The 12469-nt window shown below is 53.5% G+C and carries 14 protein-coding genes; 11 read left to right on the top strand and 3 right to left on the bottom strand.

The window, feature by feature from the left end; translation table 11 throughout:
• Window positions 1-11 precede the first annotated feature (11 nt).
• Window positions 12-260 (top strand): RNA chaperone Hfq, encoded by a 249-nt coding sequence (gene hfq, locus KNP82_RS11655; RefSeq protein ID WP_021067304.1) that lies wholly within the window; start codon window positions 12-14, stop codon window positions 258-260.
• A gap of 43 nt (window positions 261-303) precedes the next feature.
• Here hfq and KNP82_RS11650 read toward each other — a convergent pair whose 3' ends face one another.
• Window positions 304-816 (bottom strand): hypothetical protein, encoded by a 513-nt coding sequence (locus KNP82_RS11650; protein ID WP_214828091.1) that lies wholly within the window; start codon window positions 814-816, stop codon window positions 304-306.
• 156 nt (window positions 817-972) lie between these two features.
• Between KNP82_RS11650 and KNP82_RS11645 the strand changes: the two genes are divergently transcribed.
• The 6 genes from KNP82_RS11645 (at window position 973) to KNP82_RS11620 (ending at window position 7412) form a co-directional block, all read left to right on the top strand.
• Window positions 973-2151 carry a DNA-binding protein gene (locus KNP82_RS11645; RefSeq protein ID WP_029595589.1) on the top strand — a complete coding sequence of 393 codons (1179 nt, stop codon included), beginning with the start codon at window positions 973-975 and terminating at the stop codon, window positions 2149-2151.
• Between the two features lie 15 nt (window positions 2152-2166).
• Entirely contained in the window at window positions 2167-3096 is a 930-nt protein-coding gene (locus tag KNP82_RS11640; protein WP_029595588.1) for a CobW family GTP-binding protein, read from the top strand.
• Complete coding sequence (locus KNP82_RS11635) at window positions 3093-3878, top strand: 5'-3' exonuclease (RefSeq protein WP_251128732.1); 786 nt, start codon at window positions 3093-3095, stop codon at window positions 3876-3878. Before KNP82_RS11640 ends, KNP82_RS11635 begins: the two co-directional genes overlap by 4 nt.
• A complete protein-coding gene (locus KNP82_RS11630) occupies window positions 3859-4248 on the top strand; it encodes a reverse transcriptase-like protein (RefSeq protein WP_214828088.1) in 390 nt (129 codons plus the stop codon). Before KNP82_RS11635 ends, KNP82_RS11630 begins: the two co-directional genes overlap by 20 nt.
• A gap of 106 nt (window positions 4249-4354) precedes the next feature.
• Window positions 4355-5755, top strand: coding sequence for a class II fumarate hydratase (fumC, locus tag KNP82_RS11625; RefSeq protein ID WP_214828086.1), 1401 nt, complete (start codon window positions 4355-4357; stop codon window positions 5753-5755).
• A 169-nt stretch (window positions 5756-5924) separates the two neighbouring features.
• On the top strand, window positions 5925-7412 hold the full coding sequence (locus KNP82_RS11620) for a GGDEF domain-containing protein (RefSeq protein WP_029595586.1): 1488 nt from the start codon (window positions 5925-5927) through the stop codon (window positions 7410-7412).
• Between the two features lie 14 nt (window positions 7413-7426).
• On the opposite strand, the gene KNP82_RS11615 is transcribed toward KNP82_RS11620, so the two are convergent.
• Window positions 7427-7906 (bottom strand): dihydrofolate reductase, encoded by a 480-nt coding sequence (locus tag KNP82_RS11615; protein ID WP_214713697.1) that lies wholly within the window; start codon window positions 7904-7906, stop codon window positions 7427-7429.
• Window positions 7903-8697 carry a thymidylate synthase gene (locus KNP82_RS11610; protein ID WP_029595584.1) on the bottom strand — a complete coding sequence of 265 codons (795 nt, stop codon included), beginning with the start codon at window positions 8695-8697 and terminating at the stop codon, window positions 7903-7905. The genes KNP82_RS11615 and KNP82_RS11610 overlap by 4 nt, the downstream gene beginning before the upstream one ends.
• 239 nt (window positions 8698-8936) lie before the next feature.
• Between KNP82_RS11610 and KNP82_RS11605 the strand changes: the two genes are divergently transcribed.
• The 4 genes from KNP82_RS11605 to KNP82_RS11590 all read left to right on the top strand — a co-directional run bounded on the left by KNP82_RS11605 (window position 8937) and on the right by KNP82_RS11590 (window position 12436).
• Window positions 8937-9857: an NAD(P)-dependent alcohol dehydrogenase gene (locus KNP82_RS11605; RefSeq protein ID WP_214713695.1), complete on the top strand. Its 921-nt coding sequence runs from the start codon at window positions 8937-8939 to the stop codon at window positions 9855-9857.
• Window positions 9858-9956: 99 nt separating this feature from the next.
• A complete protein-coding gene (locus tag KNP82_RS11600) occupies window positions 9957-10481 on the top strand; it encodes a type 1 glutamine amidotransferase domain-containing protein (protein WP_058763525.1) in 525 nt (174 codons plus the stop codon).
• Window positions 10482-10507: 26 nt separating this feature from the next.
• Window positions 10508-11242: a Bax inhibitor-1/YccA family protein gene (locus KNP82_RS11595; protein ID WP_031200225.1), complete on the top strand. Its 735-nt coding sequence runs from the start codon at window positions 10508-10510 to the stop codon at window positions 11240-11242.
• 75 nt (window positions 11243-11317) lie between these two features.
• Window positions 11318-12436 carry an NAD(P)/FAD-dependent oxidoreductase gene (locus KNP82_RS11590; protein ID WP_214755900.1) on the top strand — a complete coding sequence of 373 codons (1119 nt, stop codon included), beginning with the start codon at window positions 11318-11320 and terminating at the stop codon, window positions 12434-12436.
• The last annotated feature ends 33 nt before the right edge of the window (window positions 12437-12469 follow it).

Genomic DNA, 12469 nt, shown 5'->3' with positions numbered 1-12469 from the left:
GGGAATGCAACATGAAGGCTAGCTATAACATTCAAGACCATTTTTTGAATCAATTACGTAAAGAAATGGTGCCGACGACCGTGTTTTTAGTCAGCGGGTTTCAAATTCGGGGAGTCATTAAATCGTTTGACAACTTCACGGTCATCGTCGAATCGGAAGGGCGCCAACAGTTGATTTATAAACATGCGATTTCAACGTTCTCACCAGCACGGAACGTCACATTGTTCGAACCGGAAGCGGTTGAAGTGACAGAAGGCTAATGAACGGCATAAAAAAAAGAAGCGGCCCGGGGACCGCTCTTTTTTATGCCGTTTTTACGTTCGAATCGAAATCGATGGCTTCGAGCACACGATGGACGGCACAACCGCCGAGGAGTGAGTCGAGTTGGTCACAGAGCTGGCTCGGTGCCGAGCGGTATAAGTGTGTATACGTTCGTTTCCATGACCGTTCGGCCGACTGGATGCGCACGAGTAGGTCGGCATGACCAAGTTCTTTCAGCTTCTCGATATTCATCCGGTTCGTCCGGGCGAACGCCGATAAGACGACGGCCTTGGCGAGCGGTGTTTGAATCGGATAGCCGGCAACGACGAGGACGGCCATCGCGCCTTTCATCTCATGCTCGATGACCGAGTCGACGAGCTGGTCCGGCGTATATGGGTTGCCGGCATGTCCTGAGACCGCCGCGACGAGTTCGTGATGTGAGACCGGGCAAGTCGATGCTTGTAATATACTGTCGATTGTTGAGTGCGTAGTGGCATAACGTGTCGCTTCCCCTGTTGCGATCAATCGTTCGTACGTATCTACCAATGAAATCATGTGAGTTCCCCCTTTATCTAGCTATCTTTATCGTATCAATTCTAGTAAGCGCTTTCAATATAATTTAGGAAACTTCATGACCTATAACGAAAGTATGTTCGCCTCGAAGTGGAAAACACGATACAATGGGCAAAGAGAAGAAGGAGGGGATTGTATATGAATTATTACCAACAGATTGATCCGATCACGGGGAGCGGCTTCGACCGGACTCGGTTCCAACTCCCGACCGTCGAAAAAGCGTCGACGCGATTGACTGACCTTACGGACGGGACACCGGTCCAGACGAAAGCGCTCGTCAGTACAGTCGAAGTGAGAGAAGGCAAATCGGGTGCCAAATGGCTGCAACTGAATTTGACGACATCGAGCGGACTCATCCGTGCCAAGCAATGGTTGCGTGGCAACGAAGAGCAGCTGTTACCGATTTACGAGTCTGGTGTGATCGAGCTTGAAGGGAAAATCGATGTCTATCCGAAACCGGACGGCGCCAAGTCAATCACAATCGACCGGGCCAAACCGATTGCCCGGGACGAGGCCGTCTCATTGTTGCCAGGTCTTCCTGGAGACGAGACGATGGATCAATACGCCGACGAGCTGTTCGCGATTCTGTCGACGCTCTCGCCTGACTATCAAGCAATCGCGATGTCGCTACTCGACCGCTATTGGGACGATTTCGTTCTCGCACCGGCTGCACTGTATCATCATCATAACTATGTCGGCGGCCTCTTGAAGCACACGGTCTGTATGCTTCGACTCGGTTATCGCATCCAAGAACAGGACGACCATTTGGCGATGGCGTTTCGGGTCATCAAAGAAGCCGAGCAGTTGCACAAAGTAGACGTATGGAATACGATGAACGGTGTAAAAGTTGAACAGGCGTTCCGGGGCACGTTTGAGTCGCTCTATGCGGCCTGCGAGGCCATCGCAGAATTGAAGGAGCCGCTCCGTTGGGACGAACTCGCGCTCGGGATTTTATTCCATGATATCGGCAAGTTGTTCGAGTACAGTCACTTGCTGTCGTCCCCGAAACGGTTCGAGCAACTGTTCTCGGTCAACGGTACGAGTGAGACGACCGGCATCTCGATCAATCCGATGGGAAGCTTGATCGGACATATGCCGTACGGCGGACTGTTGTTCGAGAAGAGTCAACAGGCCGCAAGCGTCACGTTGTCGCTCGACGCCCATCATCGGATTTGGCATATGATTTTATCCCACCACGGCAAGCGCGAGTGGGGCTCGAGCGTGTTACCGGTCACGACAGAAGCGTGGATGCTTCATTTGATTGACTTGCTGGATGCGCGCTATGAGAAATGGGCGCGAGTTCACGAAAATTTATAAGGTGAGGTGCAGTACATGATTCCCGTGCAATTGGTGACCGGTTTTTTAGGCGCCGGAAAAACGACCTATATGAATCGCTTGCTAGAAGCGACGGACGAGCGGCTGCTCGTCATCGTCAACGAGCTCGGGTCGGTGAATATCGACGAACAGTTGATCGTCAAGATGGACCAAGAGCAGATCGAGTTGTCGAACGGTTGCATCTGTTGCTCGATTCAAAGCGATTTAAGCAAGACGTTCTATCAGCTCGCATCAAAGGATACGTTCGACCGCATCGTCATCGAGACGACCGGTGTGGCCGACCCGGCACCGATCATTCAGACGATTTATTATGACGACTACTTACGCACGCGTTTCAAGTTGACGGCGATTTTGACGGTCGTCGATGCCAGTCAACTGGACCGTGAGCTATTTATTGAAGGAATTCATCAAATCGCCTATGCGGACGTAATTTTGTTGAATAAAGTCGACCTCGTCGATGCGGATGCGCTCGAACAGGCGCATGAGCGGATTAATGCGCTGAATCCGACCGTTCGAGTCATCGAGACGGTTCAGACGGTCGGCGACTATGACTTGACGGAGAATACGTTCCAGCTCTCACGAATCGACGAACAGCTCCTCGGGCAACTGACGGCCGGGCACTCCTCGGTCTCATCACTTCGGGCCATCACGCTCACGACGGACGTGCCGCTCAAACGGGAACGCGTCACTCAATACGTCCGAGAAGTGCTCATGCACTATGAAGATGATGTCTATCGCTTGAAGGCGATTGTCCGTTTAGACGGAGAAACATCAAAATTCGTCGTCCAAGCGACGAATCAACTGATGGGGGCGACGTTCGCGAACGAACCGAGCGACGACTCGCGTTCCGTCTTCGTCTGGATTGGAAAGAATCTCGACCGGGACGCGCTCACGCGCGGATTACAAGCTTGTGAGGTGAATGCATGATGAAATTGATGTTGGTCGACGGGTTTAACCTCCTGTCACGTTATTATTTTGCCACAGAGCGTCGTCGGGCTCTCGACCCCGATGTGACGTTGAAGGGGTTACTTCGAAAAGTTGACGGGTGGACGAACGACTTCACGCATATCGCCTTCTTTTGGGACGGACCACGCGAAACGACGCATCGTTACGCCCTCTTTCCGGACTATAAAGCGACTCGCACCGGCTTACCGGAACCGTTGTTCCACGATTACGTCAAGTTGCGGGCAGCGTTGACCGAGCGCGGGATTTTTCAGTCTGAGCTCGCCGGGTACGAAGCCGATGACTTGATTGGGGCCGTCGCGACCGCGTTCCCGGGCGAATCGTATATGTATTCGTCAGACCGCGATTTGCATCAGTTGCTTTCCCCGAACGTGTTTCAAATCGTTCCGAAAAAAGGGGAAGAGATGATCATGAATCGGGAAGTGTTCGTTGCGACGTACGGCGTCCGACCAGAGCAGTTCGTCGATGTGAAGGCGCTCCAAGGCGACGCCTCAGATAATATTCCCGGTGTCCGCGGCATTGGACCGAAGACAGCGACCATTCTTGTCCAGTCGTATGACACGGTCGAAACACTATACGACATCGTGAGACAAGAAGCGCTCCAAGAGGCGCATCAGAAGTATGCGAAGAAACTCGACGGGCAAGAAGAAGTGGCGCTCTTGTCGAAACGTCTCTCGCTCATCGATATTCATGCACCGATTGAGACCGATTGGGAGGCGTATCGCTTTGGTTCACATTTATTTTGATGCGGCGACGAACCAGGAGGCGGGTGAGAACGGTCTTGGCGTCTGGATCAAGACGACCGACGGCACGGTGTCCACGTATATCGCCAAACGCGTCGGGTTGACCAGCGTTCAGGCGGAGCTCGCCGCGCTCGCGTTCGCCCTCGAACAAGCACACGAACTGACGGGCGAATTGACATTTATGTTCTATTCAGACGCCGAGACGGTCGTACGGGCGCTTGAACAGCGCTTCCTCAAAGACCAATCGATGCGTCCGTTGTTCGTCAAGGTGCTAACGCTGTATGACGAATTGCCGAATAAGTTCATCAAATGGATTCCGCGAGCAGAGAACCGGGCTCACGACGTGGCGAAACGGGCATTGATGACAGGCTAAAAGTCGGGCGCGGGCCCGACTTTTTGTCAATTGCAGGGGAATGATTTCTTTTTTGCAAAAGTTTCGCTAAAATGAAAGCGTAGTCAAAAAAAGAGGGGGAATTTTCATGGAATATCGGATCGAACGGGACACGATGGGGGAAATCAACGTTCCGGCTTCAGCCAAATGGGGAGCCCAAACACAGCGCAGTCTAGAGAACTTTAAAATCGGGACGGAAAAAATGCCGCTTGAGGTCGTGCATGCCTTCGCGATTTTGAAAAAAGGTGCCGCACTCGCCAACGCTGAGCTCGGTGTGTTGGAGCAAGCGAAAGCCGACGTCATCGCCGAAGTCGCAGATGAGATCGTCGCTGGGCAACATGACGCCGAGTTTCCACTCGTCGTCTGGCAGACGGGTTCAGGGACACAGTCGAACATGAACGTCAACGAAGTCATCGCCCACTTGGCGAACGATAAGTTGAAGGAGCGTGGTCAGACGCTTACGATCCATCCGAATGACGACGTCAACAAGTCGCAAAGCTCGAACGACACGTATCCGACGGCGATGCACATTGCGGCCATCCTAGCAGTCGAGGATCATGTGTTGCCGTCAATCGAGGCGCTCCACGCGACGCTCGCGAAGAAAGCCGAGTCATTCATGGACATCGTGAAGATCGGTCGGACGCACTTGCAAGACGCGACGCCGGTTACGCTCGGTCAAGAGATTAGCGGTTGGGTCCGTATGCTCGAGCTGTCGAAACAGATGATTGAGCGTACGCTCGAACCGTTGACAGAGCTCGCTCTCGGCGGAACGGCAGTCGGGACGGGCATCAACGCCCATCCGCAGTTCGGCGAAGTTGTGGCCGAGAAAATCTCCCAAGAGACCGGCAAACAGTTCATCACGGCCGTCAACAAGTTCCATGCGCTCACGAGCCACGATCAGCTCGTATTCACACATGGTGCCTTGAAAGCACTCGCCATGGACGCGATGAAGATCGCCAACGACGTCCGTTGGCTCGCTTCTGGTCCGCGTGCCGGTATCGGCGAAATTTTGATTCCGGAAAACGAACCGGGCAGCTCGATCATGCCTGGAAAAGTCAACCCGACGCAGAGCGAGGCGTTGACGATGGTCGCGGCTCAAGTGCTCGGCAATGATGCGACAATCGGATTCGGGGCGAGCCAAGGAAACTTCGAGTTGAACGTGTTCAAGCCTGTCATCATGTACAACTTCCTCCAGACGTGCCGTCTGTTGACGGACAGTCTACATTCGTTCGACTTGCATTGCGCCGTCGGCATCGAACCGGATTTGGACGTCATCGCACACAACGTGGAACGGTCGCTCATGCTCGTGACGGCACTCAACCCGCATATCGGTTACGAGAACGCAGCCAAAATCGCGAAGCTCGCCCATAAAAATGGGACGTCGTTGAAGGAAGCGGCGCTCGAGACTGGACTATTGACGGAAGAGCAGTTCGATCAATGGATTCGTCCGGAAGAGATGACATCTCCTAACCTAAAAGTTGGTAAATAAGGGAAGGGCGGTCCATGACCGCTCTTTAATTATTGTCTATTAGGTCGTAAGCACTAACTTTTTGTAAAACAATAGGGAAAAAATAAGTAAATAGTTGTATTTTCGTGGATGAAGTCGCATAATCATAGTCAGTAGCGAATATCGGGAGAACGAAACTGGGGGGTCGGGAATGAAGCAGCAACTCACAGATCGTATACATAAGATTTTGGCGCAAATCACGAGCGCGAGACAGATTCAAACAACAGACATCGAGTTTTTATTGGATTGGATGAAACAAGAAGTGAAACAGCGACGATTCATGCACTTGCTTGAAATCTTCAGTCGTGTCGAATCTGACGTGCGTGAGTTGCCGGCCGTCCTGACGCAAGCAGAAGCGATGGCCTTAATTGCCCCGGTGAAACGATATATCCATACGATCCTCGGCATCGAGCAAGAAGACGAGGACCTCGTCTTGATTTTGTCGAACAATTTTGCGACGTTCAGCCGTTATAAGCCGCGGGTGGAAAAGCTCGGGGCGCGTCCTGTCTTTTTACAGACGTTAGAAGAAGCCGTCGAATACGATTATGAAGATGTGCCGAAGGCGATCATCATGGATGTCGAACTGTGGGCACGCTTCCCGGAGCGGGCAATCCAATCGTTCGTCAGCAAGATGAAGAAGCTGTACGTCCCGCTCATCGTGATCGGAACGAATGAACATTATCGACTCGCCGCCTACTCGTATGGGTTCGATGATTATTGGGAAGAATGGATCCCGATGGAAGAGCGGCTCGTGCGGCTCGGACATCATATCGAGAAGGCACGGCTCGTCTCGAATGCGCTGCTCGTCGACGAATTGACAGGCGCCTTCAACCGTAAATATTTGAAAGCGACGTTCAGTCGCTTCATGTCCCGTCTAGAGCGGTCCGGTGAAAGCTTCACCCTCGCGCTGCTCGACATCGACCATTTCAAGCAGTTGAACGATACGTTTGGTCATGCGTATGGGGACGAGGTGCTGCATCGCGTCGCCGAGGAGGTTCGTTTGGCGATTCGCTCGAGTGACGAGTTGATTCGTTACGGCGGGGAAGAATTCCTCATCATTTTGAACGTGTCCGAGCGCCACGTCGTCGATGCGGTGCTCGAACGGGTCCGCAGCCGAATCGAAGAGATGACGTTTACATACGAGCATCACGTGACGGTGTCCATCGGCTATACGCGTGTCTGTCAGACCGGGATGACACTCGGGGAGTGGTGCGCTTACGCCGACGAGGCGCTCTACAAGGCGAAGCGTGACGGTCGCAATCGAATCATCCGTTATTCGACGGCGGTCCGGGAAGAAAAACGGCTCGCTTACGTGACGATGAGCCCGGAGAAGTACACCATGCTCGCCGAACAGTTGCCGAAACAGCATCGACGTTACGAGGTCATCTATCGTCCTTACGACCGTTACGCCTGTAACGATCATATGGAGATGTTCATTTTAGACGAATCGAGTACGACGGAGACGAGAGGGACGCTCTCGGCCGTCAAAGAGCAGCGTGGCAAGTACAGTCATGTGTTAGCGTTGTCGAAACGGACGGCACTCGAGCTCGGTACGCTATACGACGACTTGGCCGAACAGGACCATCATGATGTCATCACTGAAAAAATTGAGCAATGGCTCGAAAAATTGCCCGACTAAAAAGGGACGTCGACTCAGTCGATGTCCCTTTTGTCATATTGACGGAAAGTGAAGCTATAGGCATGCCGCTCGTCGACCGGATGGAACTGTTCGTCCGTCACGGTGAGCCCGTCCGGCAGCGGTGGATAATACGTGTCCGCCTCGAACGTGCCGTCGACCTCAGTAACATAGAACCGGTCCGTCATCGAGAGTGTTTGCTCATAAAGCGTCGCGCCGCCGATGATGTAAAGGTCTGTCGTCTCGGTGTTGAGCGACTCGAGGTCGTGCCAGACATCGACACCTTCAGCTGAAAACGATCGTTCTGACGTGACGACGATATTGCGGCGGTTCGGTAACGGACGACCGATCGATTCGAACGTTTTACGACCCATGACGACCGTTTGGCCCGTCGTGATGGCTTTGAACTGCTTCAAGTCATCGGGCAGGCGCCACAACAAGGCGTTATCTTTCCCGATTTCTCGATTGCTTCCGATGGCGACGACGTGGACGATCATACGCTGACCGCTCCTTTGATATGAGGATGCGGGTCATAGCCGACGATTTCGAAGTCCTCGAAACGGAAGTCCTCGATCGACGTCACATCTCGCAAGATATTCAATGTCGGGAGCGGGCGTGGCTCACGTGTCAATTGAAGGTTCACTTGTTCGAGGTGGTTATGGTAAATGTGGGCGTCGCCGAGCGTATGGACAAAGTCGCCAACCTCAAGGCCGGTCACATGGGCGACCATGTGCGTGAGCAAGGCGTATGACGCGATGTTGAATGGTACGCCGAGGAACGTGTCAGCGCTACGTTGATAGAGCTGGCATGATAGTTTGCCGTCCGCGACGTAAAATTGGAACAACAGGTGGCACGGCGGGAGCGCCATGTCCTCGAGTTGCCCTGGATTCCATGCCGAGACGATGAGGCGACGCGAATCAGGGTTCGTCTTAATCTGCTCGATCACTTGCGCGAGTTGGTCGACACTCGTGCCGTCTGGTTTCGGGAACGAGCGCCACTGCGCCCCGTAGACAGGGCCGAGATTGCCGTCTTCGTCTGCCCACTCGTTCCAAATGCGGACACCGTTATCTTGAAGATACTTGACGTTCGTATCGCCGGTGATGAACCAGAGCAGTTCATGGATGATTGAGCGGGTATGTAGTTTTTTCGTCGTGACCAGGGGGAATCCGTCCTGAAGATTGAACCGCATCTGGTAACCGAACACGCTCGTCGTCCCGGTCCCGGTGCGGTCCTCTTTGACGACACCGTGCTCGAGGATATGGGTGCATAAATCATGGTATTGTTTCATAGTAGAAATACCTCCTTCGTTCATTCTTCTTTACCCTATCAAAAAATAGTAAGATTTCATATAAAATATCAGTAAATGACACAATATATAGTAGAGCTACGTCACAGATAAGTGTATTTCAATTTTTTTATACGCTGACGTTTCACAAGTTGAAGATGTGACAATAGTAGATTAAACCGTGCAAAAATCCTTTGTCGTGACAGCTCATTGTTTTGTTCAGTCTTGTGAGGAGGAACATGATGAAAGCAGTGATTTGTACCGCATATGGACCACCGGACGTGTTGCAACTCCAAGAGGTCGACAAGCCTGTGCCAAAATCGGACGAGTTATTGATTCAAGTCCATACGACAGCCGTCCATTCAGGTGACCGGCGGTTGCGGTCACTCGATGTACCGGCTCTAGGCAAGCTGCCGATGCGAATCGTCGTCGGTTTCAAGGCACCGCGCCAACCGATTCTCGGTGTCGTCTTGGCAGGCGAGGTCGTCGAGACGGGCAGTCGTGTCGAGCAGTTCAAGGTCGGCGACCGCGTCTATGCACTGACCGGGATGCGGTTCGGCGGCTATGCTGAATATGCGTGTGTCAAAGCGAGTAAATGTGTCGAGCGCATGCCGAACAACGCTAGTTTTGTCGAAGCAGCCAGCTTGCCGTTCGGCGGGACGACGACTCTTCACTTTTTGCGTAAAGCGAACATCGAACAAGCGAAGACCGTATTAATTTACGGGGCGTCCGGGGCAGTCGGTTCGATGGCCGTTCAAATCGCGAAATATTACGGGGCTCACGTAACGGCAGTCTGTCGGGAGCGAAACTTCGAACTTGTCAGAAATCTCGGCGCGGACGTGATGATTGACTACACCATAGACGGCTACGACGAGAAACTGACCACATACGACGCTGTGTTCGATGCGGCTGGTAAAATCGATAAGCGGATGGCCCGGAAACATGTCGCCGCACACGGGAAATTCAGTTCTGTCGCTGGGCAAGGACCTGCCAGTGAACGGAAAGAGGATTTGGCTTTCTTGAACGAGCTGTTTGAAGCCGGCCGGTTAAAGGCTGTCATCGATTCGGTTTATCCGCTCGAGGACATCGTCGCGGCGCACCGATACGTTGATGCCGGAGGAAAGGCTGGAAATGTGATCGTGACCGTGACACAAACAAATTGATTCAATCGAGAGCGAGATGCGCACTTGGCGGACAGTCCCTGTTTTCGCCACGTGGCTTATGGGGTATACTTGTGAAAGACAAATAAAGGGAGGGATTCGATGCAATTAGAAGGTAAGAATGTCCTGCAAATCGTCAGCGACGACTTTGAAGATTTAGAATTATGGTATCCGGTCCATCGGTTGCGCGAGGAAGGCGCAAACGTCATCCTGGCCGGCGAGAAGGCGGATCACGCCTATATCGGCAAGTACGGCGTCCCGGCAAAATCGGACATCGCGTTCGATGATGTCGACATCTCATCATACGACGCTATCCTCGTCCCAGGTGGCTGGTCCCCAGACTTGTTGCGCCGATTTGATTCGGTGAAAGGGTTCGTCCGTTATATGCATGACGAGAAGCGGCCGATCGGTCAAATCTGTCACGCGGGCTGGGTGTTGATTTCAGCCAAAATTCTCGATGGTGTCAACGTCACGAGCACACCGGGCATTAAAGATGATATGGAAAACGCCGGTGCGATTTGGCATGATGAGCCGGTCGTCGTTGATGGCCATATCGTCTCGAGCCGCCGTCCACCTGACCTGCCTGACTATATGCGGGAATTCATCAAAGTCATGGCCAAACACTGAAAATAGAATAAAGGGGTTAACGACAGTTGAGACTTAAATCGAATCCAGTTCTCCGTAAATCGATGGAGACAACAGCTTATAGCACCACGCCGATGACGAAAGCCGGCACGTGGTCGAAAGTGTTCACACTACTCTTGCTCGTCACGGCAGCCGCCGGGACGACGTGGATGCTCGTACCGACGATCGGAGAAGCATTGCTGTTCCCGCTCATGATTGGTTCGCTCATTCTCGGCTTAATTTTGGCGCTCGTCATCACGTTCAAACCGAGAACGGCACCCGTCGTCGCACCGTTGTACGGCATCGTCGAAGGTGTGTTCGTCGGATTGATTTCCTATTTCTTCGAAGCGATGCTTCCGGGCATCGTCGGGCGCGCCGTCTTGACGACGTTCATCGTCGCGTTCGCGATGTGGTTCGTCTACTCGACGGGTCTCGTCAAAGTAACGCAAAAGTTCCGTGCCGGCGTCACGGCCGCGATCTTTACGGTCATGTTGCTTTATCTCGTTCAAATCGGGATGAGTTTCTTCGGTTCAGGACTCCCGTTCATGACGGGCTCGTCACCGCTCGCCATCGGCGTACAATTTGTGATTGTCATCATCGCCTCACTCGCGCTCGTGCTTGATTTCGACTATATCGCTCGTCAAGTCGAGAGCCGGGCTCCGAAAGAGCTCGAATGGGTCGCAGCGTTCGGTTTGATTGTGACGCTCATCTGGCTCTATATTGAAATTCTTGATTTACTGTATCGCCTCGCCATGCGCGACTGATCATCGGCCTTCGGGCCGGTGATTTTTTATGAAAGGATGTGAAGCCGACATCGAACCGATGAAGGCGCAGCTGTTATGAAAAAAGTGATTGTAATTGGATCAGGAATCGTCGGCATCTCGACCGCTTACCATTTAGCCGGGAAAGCCGACGTCACCGTCATCGACCGGAAAGAGAAGGGCCGTGCCACCGACGCCGCGGCAGGCATCGTCTGCCCATGGATTGCCCAGCGTCGCAATAAGGCATGGTACGCGCTCGCCAAAGGCGGCGCTCACTACTATGCGACGGTCGTCGAGGACTTGAAACAAGAAGGCGAGACGGAGACCGGCTACAAACGTGTCGGGACGCTCGCCTTGCATGAAGACAAGAAATTGAACGAGATGCAAGAACGGACGGCGCTACGCCGGGAAGAAGCACCAGAAATCGGGGAGTTGACCCGGATGACAGCGGAAGAAGCGAGAGCGCTATTTCCACCGCTCTCGGACGAATATGACGCCCTCCTTGTCGAAGGCGGGGCTCGTGTGGATGGAGAGAAATTGCGAGCGGCCCTCGAACGGGTCGCCGTGAAGCGTGGCGTGACCTTGGTCGACGGTTCGGCCGTCCTCGTCGAAACGGACGGCTATCATGTCGAGTGCGACGGTGTCCGCTTTGAGGCGGATGAGATTGTGCTCGCCTGTGGGGCGTGGTTGCCCGATTTGATGGAGCCGATCGGCTATACGGCCCGTGTCGCCGGGGAGAAAGCGCAAATCGTGCACGTGCAGCTGCCGGACACGGATGCGTCTGATTGGCCGGTCGTCATGCCACCACGGCGTCGTTATTTGCTCGGGTTTGAAGAAGGGCGAATCGTCATCGGTTCGACGCATGAGCGTGACAAGGCGTTCGACGCACGGCCGACGGCAATCGGAATTCATGAAGTGCTCTCGAAAGGGCTGGAATCGGCCCCTGGACTCGCTGAGGCCGAACTGATTGAGACGCGGGTCGGCTTTCGCCCGGTCACCCCGAACTCGATTCCGATTCTCGGACGCGTTCCGGGAGCGGAGCAGTTGCTCGTCGCGAACGGTCTCGGCTCGTCCGGTTTGACGGTCGGTCCGTTCATCGGGAAAGTGCTCGCCGACCTCGTTATGACCGGGGACTGCGAGCTTGACCTGTCACTCTATCCAATCGAGGAATCCGTGTTCCGAACGAACGATAAATAACAATGAAATATAAAAAGTCGCCTACCCCCTTAC

This window comes from Exiguobacterium sp. s26, assembly GCF_018618235.1.
GTDB classification, from domain to species: Bacteria; Bacillota; Bacilli; order Exiguobacteriales; family Exiguobacteriaceae; genus Exiguobacterium; species Exiguobacterium chiriqhucha.
This window is presented reverse-complemented; position numbering and strand designations above follow the sequence as displayed.